This window comes from Sphingomonas sp. ABOLE (assembly GCF_003950455.1).
Taxonomy (GTDB): Bacteria; Pseudomonadota; Alphaproteobacteria; order Sphingomonadales; family Sphingomonadaceae; genus Sphingomonas; species Sphingomonas trueperi.
In genome coordinates this window covers 198,054-221,586 of the sequence record NZ_QQWY01000002.1, presented here as the reverse complement: position 1 = coordinate 221,586, position 23,533 = coordinate 198,054, and the positions used below count along the sequence as shown (strand labels likewise).

The following is a 23,533-nucleotide window of genomic DNA, read 5'->3' as shown; positions in this document are numbered from 1 at the left end:
CCTTTCGTGTACTGGGGTACCCGTATCAGATTGTTACGCGCTATCAAGAATGATCTTGAAGCGCTGGTAACGCCTCAGACATATTCTGGAAAAACACGTAATTCGTCCAAAATGGGGATACCGCCCGTACCACCTAGAAGCGGACGACGGCTGCACCCCAGGTGAACCCGCCGCCCATCGCTTCCAAAACGAGTAGGTCACCGCGTTGGATGCGTCCGTCCCGCACCGCAGCATCAAGTGCTAGCGGCACCGAAGCGGCCGAAGTATTGGCATGGCGATCGACCGTCACGATCACCTTCTCGGGCGCCAGGTCGAGCTTGCGCGCGGTCGCATCGAGGATGCGGGCGTTGGCCTGGTGCGGCACCACCCAGTCGACATCGCTGGGCTGCAGGCCGGCCATCGCCAGCGATTCGTTCATCACGGAGGCAAGATTGACGACGGCGTGGCGGAACACCTCGCGCCCCTTCATCCGCAGCTTGCCGACGGTGCCGGTGGTCGACACGCCGCCATCCACATAGAGAAGGTCGTTGTAGCGGCCGTCGGCGTGGAGCTTGGTGGAGAGGATACCTTGCGGCGTCTCGCCCTCCGTATCCTGCGCCTCCAGCACGATCGCGCCGGCGCCGTCACCGAACAGCACGCAGGTGGTGCGGTCTTCCCAATCGAGCAGTCGGCTGAACGTCTCGGCGCCGATCACCAATGCGCGGCGGTGCACGCCCGCGCGCAACATCGAATCGGCGACCTGCACCGCGTAGAGGAAACCCGAGCACACCGCCGCCACGTCGAAGGCGACGCAATCGAGGATGCCGAGCGCGTTTTGCACGCGCGTGGCGGTGGCGGGGAAGGTCTGGTCCGGCGTGGCGGTGGCCAGCACGATCAGATCGATCGAGGACGCCTGGACACCCGACGATTCCAGCGCCGCGCGCGCGGCATCGGTGGCCAGCGTGCCGGTGGTCTCGTCCGGTCCCGCAATGTGGCGGAAGCGGATGCCGGTCCGCTCGACGATCCATTCGTCGCTGGTATCGACGCGCTCCGCCAGCTCCGCGTTGGAAACACGCTGCGCCGGCAGGGCCGAACCCGTACCGAGAATCACCGAACGTACGGTCATGCGACCCCTTCTTATCCCGTCTTCCTACGCGGCCTTGGCCTCGAAGTTCCCCAGATCCTCGGCAATACGCCGGGTCAGTTCGTCGCGCACCATCTTGGCGGCGAAGCCGATCGCGGTATCCACGCCGACTTCGTTCGCGCCGCCATGGCTCTTCACGACGATGCCGTTCAGCCCTAGGAAAACGGCACCATTATGGTTGTTCGGGTCGAGATGGTGGCGCAGCAGGTCGGTCGCTGGCTTCGAGATCAGGAAACCGACCTTGGAGCGCAGCGAGGAACTGAACGCGCGGCGGAGCAGGTCAGCGACGAAGCGCGCGGTGCCTTCGGCCGTCTTGAGCGCGATATTGCCCGAGAAACCGTCGCAGACGATCACGTCGACATCGCCGCGCGACAGCCGGTTGCCTTCAATGAAGCCGGTGAAGTCGAGCGGGAGATGCTTGGCCGCGCGGAGCTGGGCGGCAGCATCGCGGATGCTGTCGGTGCCCTTCATCTCTTCGGTGCCGATGTTGAGCAGCGCCACGCGCGGGCGCGCGAGATCGAGCGCGGTGCGCGCATACGCCGCACCCATCACCGCGAACTGGACGAGATTGCGCTCGTCCACCTCGGTGTTGGCGCCGAGATCGAGCATCACCGTGTCGTTGTCGCCGAGCGACGGCAGCAAAGCGGCGAGCGCGGGACGGTCGATCCCCGCCATGGTGCGGAGCGACAGCTTGGCCATCGCCATCAGCGCGCCGGTATTGCCCGAGGACACGGCCGCACCGGCACGCCCCTGCTTCACCAGATCGATGGCGATTCCCATCGAGGTGGTTTTGGCGCGGCGGATCGCCTGGCTCGGCTTGGCATCGGACGCAACGATTTCGGCCGCGTGGACGATCTCCGACGCGGCTGCCAGATTCGGATGCGCCTTCAGGCCGTCGCGAATGCGCGACTCGTCGCCGACGAGAAGGAACTCCATCCCCTCGAAGCGGCGACGTGCACGTGCGGCGCCGGCGAGCATGACGGCGACCCCCTCATCGCCGCCCATTGCATCGACGGCGATCCGCGAGGGAACAGTCATACCGGCAACCCCCCGTTGCGGCCCTCGTTGCGAAACGTCGTTCAGCCCTCGACCGAAACGATTTCGCGGCCGTTATAGTGGCCGCACGCGTTGCACAGGTTGTGCGGACGCTTGAGTTCGCCGCAGTTCGGGCACTCCTGGAACGATTCGACGGTCAGCGAATCGTGCGACCGACGCATGCCGCGCTTCGACGGCGAGGTCTTTCTCTTAGGAACGGCCATTTCGGCACCTTCAACAAGCTAATGAATCAATAAGTCGCGATACGCCCACAGGGTAGTTCAGGCAAGCGACGGCTAGGCCGGCCGCTCGCCGGACCAGCGGACAGGTCACGAAGCGAGCCCGCGCGTATAGCGATTCTCGTCCGCGTTGCAAGCAGAAGCCGCACGTGGCAGGGCTTGCCACCTTGGTTTCAGGGGGACACGCATGTTTTTTCTGCCGGTTACACTCACCAGCGCGGGCGCCGCGGCGCTGCTCAACCTGTGGCTGGCGATTCGCGTCATCCAGCTGCGCCATGCCGACAAGGTGCTGACCGGCGACGGCGGCAGCCCCCGCCTCCTCGCGCGCATGCGCGCGCAGATGAATTTCGTCGAATATACGCCCTTCATCCTGATCCTGATCGGCCTGATCGAGCTGGCGCAGGGCACGCGACTCTATCTGTGGGTGATCGCCGCGGTGTATCTGCTCGGCCGCGTGCTGCACGGCTTCGGCATGGACGGCTGGAAGCCCGGCCGCGCGATCGGTGCGGGAATCACCTTCCTCACCCTCGCCGGTCTCGGCCTCTACGCAGCATGGCTCGGCTACACGGGGTCGAACCCGCTGCATTGACCGCACCCTTCGCCGTCATCCCGGCGAAAGCCGGGATCCATTGGGGTTTCCGTTCCGGCTCCTGCTGCGACCGCGTGGCGACTGGATCCCGGCTTCCGCCGGGATGACGACCATTTAACAGGTGCGTCGATTCACGCCTGCGCCAGCACCGAATCGGCGACGAACGGGTTGGTGCGCCGTTCCTGGCCGAAATTGCTCGGCTGGCCGTGGCCGGGGACGAACACCGTCTCGTCCCCCAGCGGCCAGAGCCGGGTGGTGATCGCGTCGATCAGGTCCTGATGATTCCCAAGCGGAAAGTCGGTCCGCCCGATCGATCCCTGGAACAGCACGTCGCCGACAATTGCCAGCCGCGATTCGGGATGGTGGAACACGACATGCCCCGGCGTGTGCCCAGGGCAGTGGTAGACGTCGAGCACCAGCTCGCCCACCGTCACCTGGTCGCCCTGCTCCAGCCAGCGATCCGGCTCGAACGGCTTGCCGGGGACGCGATAGGCGCGGCCGTCATCCTCCAGCCGCGCGATCCAGTAGCGGTCGGCCTCGTGCGGCCCTTCGATCGGCACGCCCAGTTCCTCGGCGAAGATGCCGGCCGAGCCGCAATGGTCGATATGGCCATGGGTGATCAGCAGCTTCTCGATCGTGACGCCGTGCTGGGTCGCCGCCGCGCGCAGCCGGTCGAGATCGCCGCCCGGATCGACGAAGGCACCGCGCATCGTCCTGGTGCACCACAGCAGGGTGCAGTTCTGCTGGAGCGGGGTGACGGGCACGATCGCCGCACGAAGCGGCGGCTGGGCGGCGTTGGGATCGGAAGCCATGCTCCCTCGCTACCCCGCGGGCGCGCGCGCGGCAACCAAGGCTTGCCCTTGGCGGCGCGGCTCTGCATTCCAGCGGGCTGATGGTTTTGCGTCCCCCCTTCGTCCTGCTCGACGACGCGCGCGCCGATGGGCGCGGCGCGAGACTCTATGTCGATCCCGTCGAGATCGTCGTCGCCCACCGGCTGGAAGACGTCGCCCCCGCGCTCGACCGGCTGCGCAGCGCGGCGGCGGAGGGCCTCGATGCCGCCGGCTGGCTCGCCTATGAAGCCGGCGCCGCGCTCGAACCCGCCGCGCCCGCGCGCGCGACGGGCGGCCCGCTGCTCTGGTTCGGCCTGTTCCGCGGCCACCGGCGCCTCGCGGCGAACGAGGTGCCCGCGCTGCTCCCCGATTCCGCCGGCGCCTGGGCCGGGCGCCCCCGCCCGCTGCTCGACCGCGCCGCCTATGATGCCGCCCTCGCGCGCGTGCTCTCTTATATAGAAGCCGGCGACATCTATCAGGCCAACCTCACCTTCCGCGCCGAAGCGCCGGTCGCCGGCCACCCCGCCGCGCTCTACGCCCTGCTCCGCGCCCGCGCCGCCGCCGGGCACGGCGCGCTGGTCGCGACAGGGGAGCAATGGCTGCTCAGCCTCTCGCCCGAACTCTTCTTCACGCTGCAGGACGGCATCCTCACCGCGCGCCCGATGAAGGGCACCGCACCGCGCGACCCCGATCCCGCGATCGACGCCGCCCTCGCCCGGGAACTGGCGGAGGACCCCAAGCAGCGCGCCGAAAACCTGATGATCGTCGATCTGATGCGCAACGATCTCGGTCGCGTCGCGCAGCCCGGCAGCGTCGCGGTGCCCCAGCTCTTCCAGGTCGAGACCTATCCCACCGTCCACCAGATGACCTCGACGGTCACCGCGCGCCTCGACCAAGGCCTCGGAGCCGTCGACGCCCTCGCCGCGTTGTTCCCCTGCGGATCGGTGACCGGCGCGCCGAAGATCCGTGCAATGCAGGTTATCGCCGAAGTCGAACCCAGCGCGCGTGGCGTCTATACGGGTTCGATAGGGAGGATCGATGCCGATGGTGGGGCCGAATTCAACGTCGCGATCCGCACTTTGGCCATCGATGCGGCCGGGCGAGCGAGCCTCGGCCTCGGTTCGGGAATCGTCGCCGACTCCCGCGCCGACAGCGAATGGGCGGAATGCCGCGCCAAGGGGGCGTTCGTGACGATGGGTGAACCGGGCTTCGACCTGATCGAGACGATGCGCTTCGATCCCGAGGACGGCATCCTCCTGCTCGAGCGCCATCTCGAGCGAATCCGCGACAGCGCCGCGACCTTCGGCTTCCCGTTCGACCGCCATGTTGTCCGCAACGAACTGCAGGCCGCCACCTTCCGCCTGCGCGATGCCGCCAAGGTGCGGCTGCTGCTCGGCCCCTCGGGCGCGGTAGCGATCGGCATCTCGCCGCCCCCGGCCCCGCCACCCGGGCCGGTAAAGGTCCGGATCGTACCCCATTCGGTGCCGCGCGACGATTTCCGCCTCGCGCACAAGACCACCCGCCGGACGCTCTACGACGAACCGCGCCGCGCTGCCGGCACCTGGGAAGTGGTGTTCACCGATGCCGAGGGCTATCTGACCGAAGGCAGCTTCACCGCGCTGTTCGTCGAACGCGACGGCGTGCTGGTCACCCCGCCGCTATCCCGCGGGCTGCTCCCCGGCGTGCTCCGCGCCGAGCTGCTCGCCAGCGGCCGCGCGGTGGAGGGCGACCTCCGCCCCGAGGATCTCGCAGGCGGCTTCCTGCTCGGCAATGCGCTGCGCGGACTGGTTGCAGCCGTTACAGTTGCGGAAGGCGCCGAAGCGGACCTATAGGCGCGCATCTTCCCCGGAAAAGGCGTCTAGACTCATGCAGACCTCCGCCGCGCTCCAGCGCATCCAGCCCTCCGCCACGCTCGCCATGACCAGCCGCGTGTTCGAGCTGAAGCGTGCCGGTGTCGACGTGATCGGCCTGGGCGCCGGCGAGCCCGATTTCGATACGCCCGACTTCGTCAAGGAAGCCGCGATCCAGGCGATCCGCGACGGCAAGACCAAGTATACGAACGTCGACGGCACGCCCGAGCTGAAGGACGCGGTGATCCAGAAGTTCAAGCGCGACAACGGCCTGGACTACACCGCGCAGCAGATCACGATCAACGTCGGCGGCAAGCACACGCTGTTCAACGCGATCGTCGCCACCGTGGAAGCCGGCGACGAAGTGATCGTGCCGGCGCCCTATTGGGTCAGCTATCCTGACGTAATCCAGTTTGCGGGCGGCACGCCGGTGTTCATCGCTGCCGGTGCCGAGCAGAACTACAAGATCACGCCCGAGCAGCTCGAGGCCGCGATCACCCCCAAGACCAAGTGGGTGATCCTCAACTCGCCGTCCAACCCCACCGGCGCCGCCTATTCGGCCGCCGAACTCAAGGCGCTGGGCGAGGTGATCGAGCGCCACCCGCATGTCTGGGTGTTCGCCGACGACATGTACGAGCACATCCTGTACGACGGCTTCGAATTCGCAACGATCGCGCAGGTCTGCCCGTCGCTCTACGAGCGTACGCTCACCGTGAACGGCTGCTCCAAGGCCTATGCGATGACCGGCTGGCGCATCGGCTTTGCCGGCGGCCCGGCGCCGCTGATCAAGGCGATCGCCAAGCTCCAGTCGCAGTCGACCTCGAACCCATGCTCGATCGCCCAGGCGGCGGCCGTCGCGGCGCTGACCGGCGACCAGAGCTTCCTCAAGGACCGCGCCGCCGCCTTCCAGACGCGCCGTGACCTCGTCGTCGGCATGCTCAACGCGATCGACGGCATGCACTGCCCGACCCCGGAAGGCGCCTTCTACGTCTATCCCGAGTTCAGCGCGCTGATCGGCAAGACCACGCCCAAGGGCAAGGTGATCGCCACCGACGAGGACATGATCGGCTATTTCCTCGACGACGCCCGCGTGGCGGCGGTGCACGGCGCGGCCTTCGGCCTGTCGCCGGCGATGCGGATCAGCTATGCGACCTCCGAGGCGCTGCTCCGGGAAGCCTGCACCCGCATCCAGACGGCCTGCGCCGAGCTGCGCTAAGGGACCTGTAACGCGGGGGCTTCTTCTTCCCTATATGGGGGTATCATGATCCGAAGCACGTTGAAGCTCCCGCTCTCCCTCGCCGGCCTCGCCGGCGGCGCCCTGCTGCTGGTCGCCGCAGGTGGCATCCCCATCGAGAAGGTAAAGGCGGTCGCGGTGCCAGTGCCCGCCGTCGACGTTGCCAAGGCGAAGAAGCCGCAGACCGCGATATTCGCCGGCGGCTGCTTCTGGGGCATGGAAGCCGTGTTCCAGTCGGTGAAGGGTGTCCAGTCCGTCACCAACGGCTATGCCGGCGGCACCGCGGCGACCGCCACCTACGACCAGGTCAAGAACGAGAATACGGGGCACGCCGAGGCGGTGAAGGTGGTCTATGATCCCATCCGCGTCAGCTACGGCACGCTGCTCCGCGTCTTCTTCTCGGTGGCGCACGATCCCACCCAGAAGGGCGGACAAGGCCCCGATCGCGGCCCCAGCTATCGCAGCGCGATCTTCCCGCAGACCGCCGAGCAGCGTCGCATCGCCGGGGCCTATATCGCCCAGCTGAGCCAGGCCAAGGCGTTCGCCAAGCCGATCACGACCAAGCTGGAGACCGGCGGCTTCTATCCGGCCGAGGAGTACCACCAGGACTTCTTCTGGAAGCACCCGACGCACCCGTACATCATGCGCTGGGACCAGCCCAAGGTCGCCGCGTTCCGCTCGACCTACCCCCAGCTGGCGCACTGATCGGGCATCTGCCCTACAGGCAAAGTTCCTGCTATGTTCGGCAGGCTCTTTGAAGTGTCGGATTCACGGCGCTGTCGCGAACAGCATCGTCATCCCGGCGAAAGCCGGGATCCATTGGGGTCTACGCAGCGGCTCTTGCTCCTAGCGAGCGGCGAATGGATCCCGGCTTTCGCCGGGATGACGGCCGGTTGACGAGGCAGCTTCTTCAGCGCCACACTTGGCCAGAAATTCCCGAGCGGGAATCGCGCACAAGCCTAAACTTCGTAAACTTCAGCCCGGCTGAAAACCCGCACGAACCTAAACTTCCTAAACTTCGCAGCCCGCGCCGCCCTCAAAAATCGATCGCGATGCCCTTCAGCTCCCAGTCGCCATAGCGGACGGGATCCTTCTCCAGCGGGTCCTTGTCGGGCCGCTGCATCGGTTCGGGCTTGGGCACCGGCGGGCTCTTGGAGAGATAGGCCGGGGGCTGCACATGGTCGGGTCGCTTGCCCATCGGGATTGCCTTCCTTGGTTGCCCGGCCCATGTCGGCCCGCGAAGGAGCATGGTCAAGTGAACCCTTGGGTAGCGTACGAACGAGCAGAACTTTCAAAGGGCGTGCGCTGACCATGACCCGCCCGAACACCCGCCGCTTCGCCGAGCGCGAGCCCGACGCCCCCGGCGTCCCCGCTCGCCGCGCCGCGCTCAAGCTGCTCGACGCCGTGCTGCGCCGCGGCCTCGCGCTCGAACAGGCGCTCGACTCCGCCGCGCAAGGCCTGGCACCCAACGACCGCGGCCTAGCCCATGCCATCGCCGCCGAGGCGCTGCGCCGCCTGCCCGATCTCGATGCGCTGATCGATTCCGCCACCCGCCAGCGCCTGCCCGACGACGCCAAGGCGCGCTTTGCGCTGCGCATCGCGCTGGTCCAGGCCATCGCGCTCGGCACCCCCGGCCATGCCGCCATTTCGACGGTGCTGCCGCTGGTCGATGGCGGCCCGCGCAAGCTGGTCCATGGCGTGTTCGGCACGCTGATGCGCGGCAACGCCACGCTGCCCGACCTGCCGATGCTCCCCGATCCGGTGGCGCTGCGCTGGCAGGCGCTCTGGGGCGATGCGATGGTGCAGGCCGCCTGCGAAGCCATCGCCTCCCCGCCGCCGCTCGACCTCAGCCTCAAGACCGATGGCGTGACCGTCCCCGGCGCGACCAGCCTCGCGCCGCGCCACGCCCGGCTCGAGCCCGGCACCAGCGTCCCCGAGCTGCCCGGCTTCGCCGAGGGCGACTGGTGGGTGCAGGACCTCGCCGCCTCGATCCCCGCCCGGTTGATCGGCAAGGGGGAAGGCACCGCGCTCGACCTCTGCGCCGCCCCCGGCGGCAAGACGCTCCAGCTCGCTGCCGCCGGCTGGCAGGTGACCGCGGTCGACGTCGCCGAGAACCGCCTCGCCCGTCTCCGCGAAAATCTGGAGCGCACCGGGCTGTCGGCGCAGATCGTCACCGCCGATCTGCTCACCTGGAGCCCCGCCGCCCCCGCCGATGCGGTGCTGCTCGACGCGCCGTGCAGCGCCACCGGCATCTTCCGCCGCCATCCGGACGTGCTCCACCGCGTTCGGCCTTCGCTGATCGCCGAGATGGCCGAGCTCCAGGCCAAGCTGCTAGACCGCGCCGCGGGCTGGGTGAAGCCGGGCGGCACGCTGGTCTTCGCCACCTGCTCGCTCGAGGCGAAGGAAGGCGAAGCCCATCTCGCCCCCTTCCTCGCCGCCCATCCCGAGTTCACGCTGGTGCCCGCGACCGCGGACGAGCTTCCCGCCGGTATTTCGCCGCGCGAGGACGGCTCGGTGCGCGTCCTGCCGGGCATGCTGGCCGAGCAAGGCGGGCTCGACGGCTTCTTCATCGCCCGCTTCCGCCGCCGCTGATCGCACGTCCGGCGCCCTTCGTCCCGGTTGCGCAGCAAGCTGTGGATAAGTCTGTGGAGAAGCGGTGCGCAACCCGTGGGCACCCGCCCCCTCCGGTTGCACCCGACTCGCCCTTTCCCTAGGAGACGATCATGTCCGTCCGCATCGCCCCCTCGATCCTCTCGGCCGATTTCGCACGGCTCGGCGAGGAAGTCCGCGCCATCGACGCCGCCGGCGCCGACTGGATCCATGTCGACGTGATGGACGGGCATTTCGTGCCCAACATCACCATCGGCCCCGCCGTGGTGAAGGCGCTGCGCCCGCACTCGGCGAAGAACTTCGACGTGCACCTGATGATCACGCCCGTCGATCCGATGCTCGCCGCTTTCGCCGAGGCCGGTGCAGACACGATCTCGGTGCACCCCGAGGCGGGCCCGCATCTCCACCGCACGCTCCAGACGATCAAGGCGCTCGGCAAGCGCGCCGGCGTGGTGCTCAACCCGTCCACGCCGGTGGACGCGGTCGATTATGTGATGGACCTGGTCGACCTGATCCTGGTGATGAGCGTCAACCCGGGCTTTGGCGGGCAGAAGTTCATCGAGAGCCAGCTGCCCAAGATCACCGAGCTGCGCCGCCGGATCGAGGCGAGCGGCCGCGCCATCGACCTCGAAGTCGATGGCGGCATCGACCGCGAAACCGCGCCCAAGGCGATCGCCGCCGGCGCCAACGCGCTGGTCGCGGGCACCGCGACCTTCACCGGCGGTCCGACCCAATACGCCGCCAATATCGCGGCGCTGCGCGGGGCTTGAACGACCTGACGCCGGACTCCGCGGCCGACGGAGTCGAGGAAGGCAAGCGGCTGATCCGGGTAGGCGGCGACCGCGGCCTTTCGCTGGCTGACCGGATCGCCGATCGCTTCCAGCGGCTCGCCTGGCGCTCCCCCTTTTATGCGATGCGGCTGAAGGGCCGGCACCCGCTCAAGCTGCTCACCGCCGCCGACGATCCGTTCTTCGGCGATCCGCAGCGCGGCAACGCGCTGCTCGACGGCGAACTGCGGCTCTGCGGGGAGGTGCGGCCAATCGAGACGCTCGATTTCGCCAAGCCCGACTGGTCGCCCGCCTTCACCCAGCATCTCCAGGGATTCGCCTGGCTGCGCGACCTGTCCAGCGTCGCCACACGGCAGCAGGGCGCGCCGATCGCCGAAGACCTGATGCGCCGCTGGCTCAAGGTGCATGGCGAACAGGTCGCGGACCCCGCCTGGCGCCCCGATCTGGTCGGGCGGCGCATCCTCGCCTGGGTGGCGCATGCGCCGCTGATCCTCTCCTCCACCGACCAGGTCTATCGCTCGGGCGTGATGCACGCGCTGGCGCGCGGTGCCCGCCATCTCGACCGTAGTGCCGACAAGGTGCCGGCGGGTGTCCCCCGGCTGGCGGCCTGGGCAGGCCTGACCGTCGCGGGGCTGGTGCTGCCGGGCGGCGATCCGCGCCGCGCCTTTGCTGAGGCGGGGCTCAACCGCGCGATCACCGCCTCGGTCTATGAGGATGGCGGCACCGTCGGCCGCTCGCCGGACGGCCAGCTCGACGCGATCCAGCTGATCACTCTGCTGTGCGAGACCTATGCCGCCCGCCGCATCGAACCGCCCGCCTTCGTGCTCGGCGCGCTCAACCGGATGGTCGCGGCGCTGCTCGGCGTCTGCCACGGCGATGGCGGGCTCTCCAGCTGGCAGGGCTGCGCGCCGGTAAGCGGCGAGTGGATCGAGCAGGTGATCGAGGCGACCGGCGTGCGCACCCGCCCGCTGAAGCAGGCGCGCGACTGGGGCTATCAGCGCCTTTCGTGTGCCGGCACGGTGCTGATCCTCGACGCCGCGCCCCCGCCTGACGCCCGTGTCGCCCAGACCGGCTGCGCCTCCACCCTGGCCTTCGAGCTTTCGGACGGCGCGGACCGGATCGTCGTCAATTGCGGCGGCAGCCGCGCCGCCGATGCCCGCCTGCCCGCCGAGCTGGTCCAAGGCCTGCGCACCACCGCAGCGCATTCGACGCTGACGCTCGACGACAGCAACTCCACCGCGATCCATGCCGACGGCACGCTCGGCCGCGGGGTGAGTGAAGTCGAGCTGGTGCGCCAGGAGACCGAACACGCTAGCCGCATCGAAGCGGCGCAAGACGGCTATGTCCGCCGCTTCGGCCTGCTCCACCGCCGCGAGCTGACCCTGTCGCACGACGGGCGCGACCTGCGCGGCGAGGATCTATTGCTCCCCGCGGGCAAACGCCGCATCGACTCCAAGCCCTTTGCGGTGCGCTTCCACCTCGCCCCGCAGGTCGAGGCCTCGCCCACCGCCGACGGGCATGGCGCGATCCTGCGCACCGCCTCGGGCATGCTCTGGCAGTTCCGCGCCAAGGGCGGCACGCTGGCGATCGAGGAGAGCCTGTGGATCGACGCGCGCGGCCGTCCGCATGGCACCCAGCAGCTGGTGATCCACGGCGAGACGCCCGCCGGCGGCGCCAGCCTCAACTGGGTGTTCCACCGCTCCAAATAGGGCTTGCCCCGGCGCGCCCGATTGAGGAGAGGGGCGGGCCATGGACATCAAGATCACCCGCGCGCTCCTCTCGGTCTCCGACAAGACCGGGATCGTCGAACTCGGCCAGGCTCTGGCTGCCCAGGGCGTCGAGCTCGTCTCGACCGGCGGCACCGCTACCGCCCTGCGTAACGCAGGCCTCACGGTCCGCGACATCTCGGACCTGACCGGCTTCCCGGAAATGATGGACGGCCGGGTGAAGACGCTGCACCCCAAGGTGCATGGCGGCCTGCTCTCGGTTCGCAACAATCCCGAGCACCAGGCCTCGATGGCCGAGCATGACATCGCGCCGATCGACCTCGTCGTGGTCAACCTCTACCCCTTCGCCCAGACCGTCGCCAAGGGCGCGGATCGCGACGAGATCATCGAGAATATCGATATCGGCGGCCCGTCGATGGTGCGCTCGGCCGCGAAGAATCATGAGTCGGTGGCCATCGTCACCGATCCGGCCGATTACGCGCTGGTGATGGGCGGCACGACCACGCTCGATCAGCGCCGCAAGTTCGCCGCCAAGGCCTATGCCGCCACCGCGGCGTACGATGCGGGCATCGCGCGCTGGTTCGCGACGGTCGACCAGGGCGAGACTCTGCCCGAAACGCTGCCGCTCGCGCTCGTGAAGCAGGCCGATCTGCGCTATGGTGAGAACCCGCATCAGTCGGCGGCCCTGTACGTGCCCCAGCGCGTCGTCGGCGACGGGATTGCCCAGGCGCGGCAGCTCCAGGGCAAGGAACTGAGCTACAACAATTACAACGACGCCGACGCCGCGCTCGAGCTGGTCAGCGAATTCCGCGACGGCCCGCCGACCGTGGTGATCGTCAAGCACGCCAACCCCTGCGGCGTGGCGAGCGGCGCGACGCTGGCCGAAGCCTATGCGGCGGCGTTCGCCTGCGACACCGTCTCGGCGTTCGGCGGCATCATCGCCGTGAACCGCCCCCTCGATCGCGCCACGGCGGAGGCGATCAGCGGCATCTTCACCGAAGTGGTCTGCGCGCCCGACGCCGACGACGAAGCACGCGCGATCTTCGCCGCCAAGAAGAACCTGCGCCTGCTGCTGACCGGGGAACTGCCCGATCCGGCACGCGGCGGCCTGATGCTCAAGTCGATCGCCGGGGGCATGCTGGCCCAGTCTCGCGACAACGGCATCGTTACGCGCGACCAGCTCAAGGTCGTCACCCAGCGCCAGCCGACCGAGCAGGAACTGGCCGACTGCCTGTTCGCCTGGACGGTGGCCAAGCACGTGAAGTCGAACGCGATCGTCTATGCCAAGGACGGCAGCACCGCAGGCATCGGCGCCGGCCAGATGAACCGGCTGGAAAGCGCCCGCATCGCCGCTTGGAAGGCCAAGGACGCCGCCGACAAAGCCGGCTGGGCAACCCCGCGCACGATCGGCTCGGCCGTGGCGTCGGACGCCTTCTTCCCCTTCGCCGACGGCCTGCTGGCGGCGGTGGAAGCGGGCGCGACCGCGGTGATCCAGCCGGGCGGGTCGATCCGCGACGACGAAGTCATCGCCGCAGCCGACGAAGCCGGGCTGGCGATGGTGTTCACCGGCATGCGCCACTTCCGGCACTGAGGCGCACGCGCCGCGCCTCCGATGGGGGCGCGGCGTTGCGACACCTACCCGTCACCCCCACGAAGGCGGGGGGGCCATTGGCGCTGGGGCGGCGGTCCTTTCCCCAGACGTTCGGGCGAATGGATTCCCGCCGCCGCTTCGCCGAGGCAGGAAACGCTTACGCCGCCTCGCCGGCCATCGCCTCCGCCGCTGGCACCTTGCGGAACAGCGCGCGGTCTTCCGGGCCGAAGCCGAAGCGGATGATCACGAACAGGAAGGTGAGCAGCATCGCCGGCATGCCGAGGCTCATCTCCGCCCATTCAAAGCGGTGCGGGAGCGAGGTGAAGGCGGCGCCGACCAGCCCCGCGATTGCCATCGCCGCAAAGAAGCTGGGGCGGATGCTTACCACCGGCGCGCCGAGCTTGGCCTGGAGCAGCAGGCCCTTGGCCACCGAGCCGATCGTCAGCGAGAGCGCCAGCGCTACCGCCGGCGCGGCCGATTGCACCGGCACCGACCAGCCCTGTCCCCGCGCCACGAAGATCAGCACGAAGCTCAAGGCGATCTGCAGCATCAAAACGCCGATCGAGATCGCCAAATTGGTATGCCTGGCAATATATACCAACGCCGTCTCGCACACCGCGCCGGGCGAGGCGAGCACTTCCGAGAACAGCAGGATGCACAGCACCGCCGAGCCGATCACGAACTCGCGGCCGAGCAGCCCCATAATCCCCTCGGCGGGAATCGAGAACATTACCGCAAGCCCCGCCTGCGCGCAGAGGATCCAGAAGCCCACCTGGCGCACCTGCCGCGCCACCGCCGGCCGGTCGCCCGCGGCGAGGCTCTGGGTGATCACCGGCCCCAGGATCGGGTCGAAGCTCGATTTCAGCCGCTGCGGCACCGAGGCGACCTGCTGCGCCATGTAGTAGATGCCGACCACCGACGGCGCGAACAGCAGCCCCAGGATGAAGCGATCGACGTTGCGCGTCGCCCATTCGATGGCGTCGGCCCCCGCCAGCGGCGCGTTGCGCCGCGCCAGTCCCCAGATCTCCGCCAGCCGCGGCCGCCAGCCCACCGGCAGGCCATATTCGCGCACGAACGGCACGATCGAGGCAACCAGCGCCGCGCTCATCGACAGCACATAGGCCATCAGCAGCCCGTCGCGCGCCGAGACGAAGGAGAATACCCAGGCGGCGATGCTGATCGTCCAGGGCTCGATGATCGCGCGCGCGGTCACCGAGGCGCCGATATTGTGGCGATAGGCAAGCGCGGACAGCGACACGTCGGACAGCGCGATCGCAATCACCACCACCGGCAGGAACCGCTCGAGCCCCATCACCGGGCTGTTGGGGAACAGCGCCTGTGGGAACAGGATCATCACGCCGCTCGCGATCAACGCCGCGACAAAGGCAACGACCATCGCGTCCCATACGACATGGGTGTGCGGGCGGTCGGTGCTCGAGAGCGCCTGCGCCAGCCCGCGCTTGAGGCCGAGCGTCGCCACCAGCGCGACGAACTCGATGACCAGCACCGCGATGGCGTACCGCCCGACGATCTCCGGGCCATAGGAGCGCCCGGCGATGAACAGGAACGGCAGCCGGGCGACCAGCCGGATGATGAAGCCGAGCATGTTGGTGCGCCCGCCCTTGGCGAGCGCGTTGATATCCCTGGACGCGTCCCCCTGGCTCAATGCGCGGCGCCCCAGCTGGGGCCGACGCCGATCTCCACGCCCAGCGGCACGGTGAGCTGGATCGCAGGTTCGGCAGCGGTGGCCATCACCCGCTCGATGATCGGCCGCGCGGCCTCGACATCGCCCTCGGGCAGCTCGAACACCAGTTCGTCGTGCACCTGGAGGAGCATGCGGACTTGGGTGAGCCCTGCCTCGCGCAATGCCGGGACCATCCGCGCCATCGCGCGCTTGATGATGTCGGCGCTGGTGCCCTGGATCGGCGCGTTGATCGCGGCGCGCTCGCTGCCCGCGCGCTCGTTGGGGTTGGAGGCCTTGAGCCGCGGGAAGTGCGTCTTCCGGCCGAACAAGGTGGTGGTGTAGCCGCGCTCCTTCGCCTCGCGTAGCGTGTCGGCGATGTAGCGGTTGATGCCCGGGAAGCGCTCGAAATAGCGGTTGATCATCGCCTGCGCCTCGTCCGGCGTCACGTCGAGCCGGCCCGCGAGGCCCCAGCGTGAGATGCCGTACAGGATCGCGAAGTTGATCGTCTTGGCGCGGCCGCGGGTGTCGCGGTTCACCTCGCCGAACAGCTCCATCGCGGTCAGGCTGTGGATGTCGTCCCCGTTCGCAAAGGCGGTGCGCAGCGCCGGCACGTCGGCGATGTGCGCAGCCAGCCGCAGCTCGATCTGCGAATAGTCGGCCGAGAGGATGACGTTGCCCGGCTCCGCCACGAACGCGTCGCGAATCTGGCGGCCGGTCTCGGTGCGCACCGGAATGTTCTGCAGGTTGGGATCGGTCGAGGAGAGCCGCCCGGTCTGCGCGCCGGTCAGGCTGTAGCTGGTGTGGACGCGGCCGGTATGCGGGTTGATCTGCGCCTGCAGCGCATCGGTATAGGTCGATTTGAGCTTGGAGAGCTGGCGCCAGTCGAGCACCTTCAGCACCATCTCGCGGCCGGGAGAATCCTTGTCGGCGGCGATGCGCTCCAGCTCGTTGACATCTGTCGAATAGACGCCCGACTTGCCCTTGCGGCCACCCTTGATCCCCATCTTGTCGAACAGCACGTCGCCCAGCTGCTTGGGGCTGCCGATGGTGAACTTGAAGCCCGCGATGACGTGAATCTCTTCCTCCAGCGCGGCGATCTGCTGCGCGAAATCGGAGGAGAGTTTCGACAACACCCCGGCATCGACCTTGATGCCGGTGCTTTCCATCTCGGCGAGCACCGCGACGAGCGGGCGATCGACGCTCTCATAGACCCGGGTCACGCTCTCATAGGCGAGCCGGGGCTTCAATCGGCGCCACAGCCGCAGCGTGACGTCGGCATCCTCGGCGGCGTAGCGGGTCGCGGCCTTGAGATCGACCTGGCCGAAGCTGAGCTGGCTCTTCCCCGTGCCGACGACGTCCTTATAGGCGATGCAGCTGTGCGCGAGATGGGTGGCGGCGAGCTCGTCCATGCCGTGGCCGTGCAGCCCGGCATCGAGATCGAAGCTCATCACGATCGTATCGTCATAGGGCGCGACGCGGATGCCGGCGCGGCCGAGCACGATCATGTCGTACTTGAGGTTATGGCCGATCTTGAGGACGGCGGGGTCCTCCAGCAGCGGCTTGAGCCGGGCGATCGCCTCGGCGCGGTCGAGCTGCACCGGCTTTTCGGCGAACATGTCCGTCCCGCCATGGCCGAGCGGGACATAGCAGGCGAGGTTGGGCGCCAGCGCCATGCTGACCCCGACCAGATCAGCCTGGGTCGCATCGAGCCCGCTCGTCTCGGTATCGATCGCCACCCAGCCCTGGTGGCGCGCGGCGGTGATCCAGCGATCGAGCGCGTCCATGTCGGTCACGGTCTCGTAGCCGTCATGGTTGCAGGGCGGGTCTTCCTCGACGCCCGGCGCCGCGTGCACCTCCACCGGCGCATCGGCGACCGAGGACAGGCGCGAGAGCAAGGTCTTGAAGCCGTGATGCTCGAGGAACGCGCGGAGCGGTGCATCGGGGATGCCCTGCAGCTCCAGCGCCTCCAGCGGCTCGGGCAGCGGCACGTCGCAGGCAAGCGTGACAAGCTTGTGGCTCAGCCGGGCGAGGTCGGCATGCTCGATCAGATTGTCGCGCAGCTTGCCCTTCTTCATGCCCGGTGCTGCGGCGAGCACCGATTCGAGATCGCCATGTTCGAGGATCAGCTTGGCGGCGGTCTTGGGGCCGACGCCCGGCACGCCGGGGACGTTGTCGACGCTGTCGCCCATCAGCGCGAGCACTTCGCCGAGCTTCTCCGGGCCGACGCCGAACTTTTCGCGCGTGTCGTCGGGCCCCATCCGCCGATTGTTCATCGTGTCGAGCATGTCGACGGAAGGGTCCGTCATCAGCTGCATCAGGTCCTTGTCGGAGCTGACGATCGTCACCTGCCAGCCCTGCGCCAGCGCCGCCTTGGTGTAGCTGGCGATCAGGTCGTCGGCCTCCCAGCCCAGCTCCTCGATGCAGGGCAGGCTGAAGGCGCGCGTCGCGTCGCGGATCATTGGAAACTGCGGGACCAGATCTTCCGGCGCCGGCGGGCGGTGCGCCTTGTACTGGTCGTAGAGCTCGTTGCGGAAGGTATGCTCGGACTTGTCGAGAATCACCGCCATATGGGTGGGCCCATCGGCCTTGTGGAGCTCGTCGGCGAGCTTCCACAGCATGCTGGTGTAGCCGTACACCGCCCCCACCGGCTCGCCATGCTTGTTGGTCAGCGGCGGCAGCCGGTGATAGGCGCGGAAGATGTAGCTGGAGCCGTCGACGAGATAGAGATGGGGCATGGGCGGGAGATAGCAGCGCGGTGCGCCGCCGTCATCCCGCCGATGCCTCTGTTTTAGGCCCCAGTTTTAGGCTCTGTTTCAGGCGCCCAGCTGATGCTCGGCGACGACCGCGCGCACCACGCCCTGCATCAGCAGCTGGCGCTCGTTGATCGGCCGCGGCGTGTCGCCGATCATCACCGCCAGCGCATAGGAACGACCGTCGGGCGCGGTAAGCAGCGCGACGTCGTTATAGCCCGCGGTGCGCCCAAACAGGTCCTGCCCGGTGCCGGTCTTGTGGGCGAGCTGCCAGCCCGGCGGCAGCGCGCCGCGCAGGCGGTACTTGCCGGTGTGCGAGGCCTGCATGGTCGCGATCAGCCACTGGGTGGAGACGGGCGAAAGCAGCTCGCCGCGCTTCAGCCGCGCGAGCGCGCCCGCGATGGCGAGCGGCGCCGCGCCGTCGGGCGGATCGGCGACGTAGCGCTGGAAGGCGGCGACGCGCGTCGCGCGGGGCAGCTGGGCGCGGGCGACGGAGAAGCTGTTGCCCATCGAATATTCGGGCTTCCAGGCGGGCAGCCCCGAGGTGCCGAGCTGGAGCAGTTTCTCGCCCGGCCCGAAGCGGATCGAGCCGAGCGCATTGCGCGCGATGAACGATCGCACCGCCGGCGGCCCGCCGACAAGACGCAGCAGCTTGTCGTTGCAGGTATTGTCGCTCATCGTCAGCGCGCGCCGCAGGATCTCGCCCACGGTGCTCTGATAGCCCTGATCGCCCTTCACCAGCGACGCGACGGGCTGGTGGAACAGGGTGAAATCGGCGCGGGTGATGACGAGCGGGTCGTTCAGCCGGATGCGGCCCTGGTCGACCTGGTCGAGCACGGTCATCGCCACCCACAGCTTGGAGACGCTCTGCTGCGGCAGCTTGCGCGCGCCGCCCTGCGAGGCGGTCCAGTTGCGATCGACGCTGGTCACCGCGATGCCGACGACGCCGTCGAAATCATGCGCGATGTCCGAGAGACGATTCACCAGGCCCGCGGGCGGCGGCACTTCGGGGCGGGGCGCGGCCTGGGCACGCGGGATCGGCATCAGCACGCCGTAATTGGGCGCAGGCAGATAGGCGGCGAGTTCGGGGTGTTCGTGGACGGCGCAGCCCAGCAGCATCGCAGGGCCAAGCCCCGCAACGGTCAGCGCACGCTCGACTTTCGAAAACCGGATCTTACGCACCGCAACCAACCTCTTGCCCACCTCCATCATGTGACGGCCCCTAAGGGCGGCAAAGCGCGGGATTCCCGCAATGCGACGAAGCGAGTCGGAGGAGCGACGAGGCGTGGACCTCCCGGAATCGCAATCAAGGCACCAGCACCGTGTCCACCGCCTCCGCCAGCGTCTCCGGATAGTCGAGCGTATAGTGCAGGCCCCGGCTCTCCTTGCGGTGGAGCGCCGAGCGGACGATCAGATCAGCGCTTTCCAGCAGGTTGCGCAGCTCAATCAGGTCGGGGGTGACGCGAAAATGGCCGTAATAGTCGGCGACTTCCTCGCGCAGCAGCTTGATGCGGTGCGCGGCGCGCTCCAGCCGCTTGGTGGTGCGGACGATGCCGACATAGTTCCACATGAAGCGGCGAATCTCGGTCCAGTTCTGCTTGATGACGACTTCCTCGTCGGAATCGGTCACGCGGCTCTCGTCCCAGGGCCGGATCGCCGGCGGCGGCGCGAGCTCGCCCCAATGCGCACTGATGTGATTCGCCACCGCCTCGCCGAACACGAAGCATTCGAGCAGCGAGTTGGACGCCAGGCGATTGGCGCCGTGCAGCCCCGACTGGCTGACCTCGCCCGCGGCATAGAGGCCCGGCAGGTCGGTCCGCCCGTCGCGATCGATCACCACGCCGCCGCAGGTGTAATGCTGGGCGGGGACCACCGGGATGGGCTCCTTCGTCATGTCGATGTCGAGGTCGAGCAGGCGGTGGTAGATGGTCGGGAAATGGTGCTGGACGAAGTCCGCGCCCATATGGCTGATGTCGAGATGGACATAGTCGAGGCCGAGCCGCTTGATCTCATGGTCGATCGCCCGCGCCACGATGTCGCGCGGCGCCAGCTCCAGCCGCGCGTCGAAATCGGGCATGAAGCGGTGCCCCGCTTCCTCGCCGGCATCGGGGGGCAGCAGCAGGTGGCCGCCCTCGCCGCGCACCGCCTCGGTGATCAGGAAGTTCTTGACGTCGAGATTGTACAGGCAGGTCGGATGGAACTGCATCATCTCCATGTTCGAGATGCGGCAGCCCGCGCGCCACGCCATCGCAATGCCGTCCCCGGTCGCGCCGCGCGGGGCGGTGGAGAAGAGATAGGTGCGCCCCGCCCCGCCCGTCGCCAGCACGGTCGCCCGGGCGGTGAACAGCTCGACCCGGTTGGTCGCGCGGTTGAAGGCATAGACGCCCCAGACATTGCCCGCGCCCGAATAGCGGAGTTCGTGCCGGCTGGTGGCGAGGTCGATCACCACCATGTCGGGCACGAGCGTGATGTTCGGATGCGCCTGCGCGGCGCGGAGCAAAGCGGTCTGCACGGCGAGGCCGGTCGCGTCGTCGACATGCGCGATGCGGCGATGGCTGTGGCCGCCCTCGCGGGTGAGGTGCAGCGCATTGCCCTCGGTATTGAACGGCACCCCGAGCTGGACCAGCCGCTCGATCGCGGCGGGCGCATTCTCGACCACCATCTCCACCGTCGCGCGATCGTTGAGGCCGGCGCCGGCGACCATCGTGTCCTCGATATGGCTCTCGAAGGTGTCGCCGTCTTCCAGCACCGCGGCGATGCCGCCCTGCGCCCAGGCGGTCGAGCCCTCGGCAAAGCCGCCCTTGGCCAGCACCGTCACCTTGAACCTGTCCGCCAGATGGAGCGCGGTGGTAAGCCCCGCCGCGCCGGAACCGAGGACCAGGACATCGCTTTCGTGGGTGGTGTCGGACAAAGAGGCACTCCTTTGCGGCGCTTTAAGCCCGCATGGGGCGGGTTCCGCAATCCCTACCCTTGGACCATAGGGGTTAGCGAAGAGGAGAGATGCATGCGGTTAGGCTGGTGGATCGGAGTGGCGGCGCTGTTCGGCAGCGGCTCGGCGCAGGCGGCGACGTGTCGGCTTGGGCCAGCGGGGACGACGGTGCCGGTGGCGATCGAAGGCACCGGGCGCTCGATGCTGGTGCATGTGCCTGCCGGTCGCAGCGCCGCCCGGCTGCCTTTGGTGTTCGTGTTCCACGGCAGCACCGGCAAGGGCCGCGACATCCTCGACCAATCGAAGCTGGAGGCGACCGCGGACCGCCACGGCTTCCTCCTCGCCGCGCCCGATGGCGGCATTCCGGCGGAAGGCGGTTTCGTGTGGAACATCCCGGGCGTGCCGACGGTGACCGGCAAGATCCCCGGCCCCGACGATGCCGACGACGTCGCCTTCGTGCAGACCGCGATCGACCAGCTGGCGACCAAGGGCTGCGTGGATCGCGCGCGCATCTACGCCACGGGCTATTCGGGCGGCGGGCGGATGACCTCCTGGCTCGGCTGCGTCGCGGCCGACCGCTTCGCCGCGATCGCCCCGGTGGTGGGCCTGCGCGCCGGCAATCCGCGCAAGGACCTGCCCCGCGTCCCCGATCCGGCGACCTGCACGCCATCGCGGCCGATCCCGGTGCTGGCCTTCGCCGGCGATGCCGACACCACCAACCCCGTGCAGGGCGGCGGCGCGGGCTATTGGCAGTACACGATGCACACCGCGCTGGTCCGCTGGGCGGACCTGAACGGGTGCCGAGTTGGGCCGGTGGAGCGCGAAGTTTCGACCGACGTGAAGGAGGAACGATTCAGCCGCTGCTCGGGCGGCGCGGACGCGGCCGGCCGGGTGAAGCAGGGCGCGGGCCATGTTTGGGTAGCGGACAATGAGGCGATGTGGAGCTTCTTCGCGAAGCACCGGCGGTGAGCAGGTCTGATATTAAGCGGGACGCCGAGCCCAACCTCGTCGCGGGCGGATGGCTCTAAGCAACCGCCGATGGTGGGGAAACTGGCAGCGCCCTCCTGACATCGGTTGCGTTGTGCGCGTTCGGACCAAATGCCAAGGTGGCTTCGTGACCACTCCATCTGACCGCGCGCGCTTCGACCGCCTCTTCGAAAAAGCCCTTAGAATCCGTCATGAACGAAAGATCGGGGTGTGGCGGCCGATAGTTTGGCATCTTGCCTTGCGCCATTATCCAGATGCCATGATAGAAATAGCTGACTTGCTTGCCGAGGGCGACGACCTGGGCGCATTCGGCAAGGCCGCAGACCCGTTCAGCCCTGCCGGCCTGTATCGGCGAGCTTGGGCAAGCGGGAACGCCAGAGCTGCGGCGAACGCCGCCGTGAGCAGCTTCAATCGCAACGACATGTTGAACTATCGCAGGTGGCTACACCATGCGGCCAACGCTGGCGGTACAGAGGCTGCGGCGGAGTTACGAAGCTTTGAAACGCGCCTGTGGCACGGAGCGGCTCGAAAAATTAGACGTCTGCGGCCGTATCAGAAGCGGGACCGGTCAAGGTAACGCGGCAATTCGTTCCCCCTACGCCGCCCGCGTCAGGTTCAGGAACACATCCTCGAGGTCCGCCTCGCGCGTCGAGACGTCGACGATCCCCAGCCCCGCCGCCTGCACCGCGCCCAGCACTTCGCCGGCGTTCGCCTGGTCCTTGCGGTAGGTGATCACCAACACCCGCTCGCCCTTCAGCTCCACCTTCTGGAAGCAGGCATTGTCCGGTGCCGCCGCGATATCGCGGTCCACCGTCACCTCGACCACCTTTTCCTGCGCCATGCCCACCAGCTCGCGCGTCGGCTTGTTGGCGATCAGCTGGCCGTGGTTGATGATCGCGATGCGGTCGCACAGCTCCTCGGCCTCTTCGAGATAGTGCGTCGTCAGCACCACGGTCACGCCGCGCTGGTTGAGCTGCTTCACATAGGCCCAGAGCTGCTGGCGCAGCTCCACGTCGACGCCCGCGGTCGGCTCGTCGAGCACGATGATCGGCGGCGAATGCACCATCGCCTTGGCGACCATCAGCCGCCGCTTCATGCCGCCCGACAGCGTGCGCGAATAGGCATTGGCCTTGTCCTCGAGATGCACCGCGCGGAGCAGCGCCATTGCGTCGAACCTGTCCTTGCGCACGCCGTACAGGCCCGCCTGGATCTCCAGCGTCTCCTTGGGCGTGAAGAAGGGGTCGAACAGAATCTCCTGGTTGACGATGCCGATGCTCGCCTTGGCGTTGCGCGGGTGGGCGTCGATGTCGAAGCCCCAGATCGAGACCTTGCCGTCGGTCTTGTTGACCAGCCCCGCCAGGATGTTGATCAGCGTCGACTTGCCCGCGCCGTTGGGGCCGAGCAGTCCGAAGATCTGCCCGCGCGGCACCTCGAAGCTCACCCCGTCCAGCGCGCGCTTGCCGCCGGAATAGGTCTTGCAGAGAGTGTCGATCGCGATCGCAGCCTGGGTCATGGCCGGCAGCTTTAAGACCCTGCGCATCCGATTGCGAGCCCCCGCGCGCTTTGC

Annotated in this window: 20 protein-coding genes; 10 read left to right on the top strand and 10 right to left on the bottom strand. The window is 68.2% G+C overall.

All coding sequences use genetic code 11. The features are described 5' to 3' along the window. Nucleotides 1-133: 133 nt before the first annotated feature. From CA234_RS02390 to rpmF, 3 genes are read right to left on the bottom strand one after another with little or no spacing between them, the layout of a single operon-like run. On the bottom strand, nt 134-1,105 hold the full coding sequence (locus CA234_RS02390) for a beta-ketoacyl-ACP synthase III (RefSeq protein WP_125973232.1): 972 nt from the start codon (nt 1,103-1,105) through the stop codon (nt 134-136). A 24-nt stretch (nt 1,106-1,129) separates the two neighbouring features. Then, nucleotides 1,130-2,161 carry a phosphate acyltransferase PlsX gene (gene plsX, locus CA234_RS02385; protein WP_125973230.1) on the bottom strand — a complete coding sequence of 344 codons (1,032 nt, stop codon included), beginning with the start codon at nt 2,159-2,161 and terminating at the stop codon, nt 1,130-1,132. 41 nt (nt 2,162-2,202) lie between these two features. Then, on the bottom strand, nt 2,203-2,382 hold the full coding sequence (gene rpmF, locus CA234_RS02380; RefSeq protein WP_064310610.1) for a 50S ribosomal protein L32: 180 nt from the start codon (nt 2,380-2,382) through the stop codon (nt 2,203-2,205). A gap of 202 nt (nt 2,383-2,584) precedes the next feature. Here rpmF and CA234_RS02375 point away from each other — a divergent pair, with 202 nt between their 5' ends. Then, nucleotides 2,585-2,986, top strand: a complete 402-nt coding sequence (locus tag CA234_RS02375) for an MAPEG family protein (protein ID WP_125973228.1) — start codon at nt 2,585-2,587, stop codon at nt 2,984-2,986. Between the two features lie 131 nt (nt 2,987-3,117). On the opposite strand, the gene CA234_RS02370 is transcribed toward CA234_RS02375, so the two are convergent. Continuing rightward, the gene (locus CA234_RS02370; RefSeq protein ID WP_125973226.1) at nt 3,118-3,798 is read right to left on the bottom strand and encodes an MBL fold metallo-hydrolase; all 681 of its coding nucleotides are present in this window, start codon (nt 3,796-3,798) and stop codon (nt 3,118-3,120) included. A gap of 80 nt (nt 3,799-3,878) precedes the next feature. Between CA234_RS02370 and pabB the strand changes: the two genes are divergently transcribed. The 3 genes from pabB to msrA are packed head-to-tail and all read left to right on the top strand — an operon-like array spanning nt 3,879 to nt 7,605. Beyond that, the gene (gene pabB, locus CA234_RS02365; protein WP_206431073.1) at nt 3,879-5,648 is read left to right on the top strand and encodes an aminodeoxychorismate synthase component I; all 1,770 of its coding nucleotides are present in this window, start codon (nt 3,879-3,881) and stop codon (nt 5,646-5,648) included. 34 nt (nt 5,649-5,682) lie between these two features. Beyond that, nucleotides 5,683-6,882: a pyridoxal phosphate-dependent aminotransferase gene (locus CA234_RS02360; RefSeq protein ID WP_125973224.1), complete on the top strand. Its 1,200-nt coding sequence runs from the start codon at nt 5,683-5,685 to the stop codon at nt 6,880-6,882. A 45-nt stretch (nt 6,883-6,927) separates the two neighbouring features. Then, complete coding sequence (gene msrA, locus CA234_RS02355) at nt 6,928-7,605, top strand: peptide-methionine (S)-S-oxide reductase MsrA (RefSeq protein ID WP_126000766.1); 678 nt, start codon at nt 6,928-6,930, stop codon at nt 7,603-7,605. Nucleotides 7,606-7,936: 331 nt separating this feature from the next. On the opposite strand, the gene CA234_RS02350 is transcribed toward msrA, so the two are convergent. Further along, a complete protein-coding gene (locus CA234_RS02350) occupies nt 7,937-8,098 on the bottom strand; it encodes a DUF1674 domain-containing protein (protein ID WP_125973220.1) in 162 nt (53 codons plus the stop codon). 113 nt (nt 8,099-8,211) lie between these two features. Between CA234_RS02350 and CA234_RS02345 the strand changes: the two genes are divergently transcribed. The 4 genes from CA234_RS02345 (at nt 8,212) to purH (ending at nt 13,616) form a co-directional block, all read left to right on the top strand. Then, entirely contained in the window at nt 8,212-9,492 is a 1,281-nt protein-coding gene (locus CA234_RS02345) for a transcription antitermination factor NusB (RefSeq protein ID WP_126000765.1), read from the top strand. 131 nt (nt 9,493-9,623) lie between these two features. Continuing rightward, entirely contained in the window at nt 9,624-10,280 is a 657-nt protein-coding gene (gene rpe, locus CA234_RS02340) for a ribulose-phosphate 3-epimerase (RefSeq protein ID WP_125973216.1), read from the top strand. Beyond that, nucleotides 10,277-12,007, top strand: a complete 1,731-nt coding sequence (locus CA234_RS02335; protein ID WP_125973214.1) for a heparinase II/III family protein — start codon at nt 10,277-10,279, stop codon at nt 12,005-12,007. Before rpe ends, CA234_RS02335 begins: the two co-directional genes overlap by 4 nt. 40 nt (nt 12,008-12,047) lie before the next feature. Then, a complete protein-coding gene (gene purH, locus CA234_RS02330) occupies nt 12,048-13,616 on the top strand; it encodes a bifunctional phosphoribosylaminoimidazolecarboxamide formyltransferase/IMP cyclohydrolase (RefSeq protein WP_125973212.1) in 1,569 nt (522 codons plus the stop codon). Between the two features lie 157 nt (nt 13,617-13,773). Here the strand turns inward: purH and CA234_RS02325 are convergent, their stop codons facing one another. The 4 genes from CA234_RS02325 to nadB all read right to left on the bottom strand — a co-directional run bounded on the left by CA234_RS02325 (nt 13,774) and on the right by nadB (nt 20,961). After that, entirely contained in the window at nt 13,774-15,282 is a 1,509-nt protein-coding gene (locus CA234_RS02325; protein WP_125973210.1) for an oligosaccharide flippase family protein, read from the bottom strand. Further along, nucleotides 15,279-18,035, bottom strand: coding sequence for a DNA polymerase I (polA, locus tag CA234_RS02320; RefSeq protein WP_125973207.1), 2,757 nt, complete (start codon nt 18,033-18,035; stop codon nt 15,279-15,281). Before polA ends, CA234_RS02325 begins: the two co-directional genes overlap by 4 nt. Before the next feature lie 78 nt (nt 18,036-18,113). Further along, complete coding sequence (locus CA234_RS02315; RefSeq protein ID WP_241213181.1) at nt 18,114-19,223, bottom strand: serine hydrolase; 1,110 nt, start codon at nt 19,221-19,223, stop codon at nt 18,114-18,116. A gap of 133 nt (nt 19,224-19,356) precedes the next feature. Beyond that, a complete protein-coding gene (gene nadB, locus CA234_RS02310) occupies nt 19,357-20,961 on the bottom strand; it encodes an L-aspartate oxidase (protein WP_125973205.1) in 1,605 nt (534 codons plus the stop codon). A 93-nt stretch (nt 20,962-21,054) separates the two neighbouring features. Here nadB and CA234_RS02305 point away from each other — a divergent pair, with 93 nt between their 5' ends. Continuing rightward, the gene (locus CA234_RS02305) at nt 21,055-21,948 is read left to right on the top strand and encodes a PHB depolymerase family esterase (RefSeq protein ID WP_125973203.1); all 894 of its coding nucleotides are present in this window, start codon (nt 21,055-21,057) and stop codon (nt 21,946-21,948) included. Nucleotides 21,949-22,093: 145 nt separating this feature from the next. Continuing rightward, complete coding sequence (locus tag CA234_RS02300; protein ID WP_125973201.1) at nt 22,094-22,543, top strand: hypothetical protein; 450 nt, start codon at nt 22,094-22,096, stop codon at nt 22,541-22,543. An 18-nt stretch (nt 22,544-22,561) separates the two neighbouring features. On the opposite strand, the gene CA234_RS02295 is transcribed toward CA234_RS02300, so the two are convergent. Next, nucleotides 22,562-23,479, bottom strand: coding sequence for an ABC transporter ATP-binding protein (locus tag CA234_RS02295; RefSeq protein WP_126000764.1), 918 nt, complete (start codon nt 23,477-23,479; stop codon nt 22,562-22,564). Nucleotides 23,480-23,533: the final 54 nt, after the last annotated feature.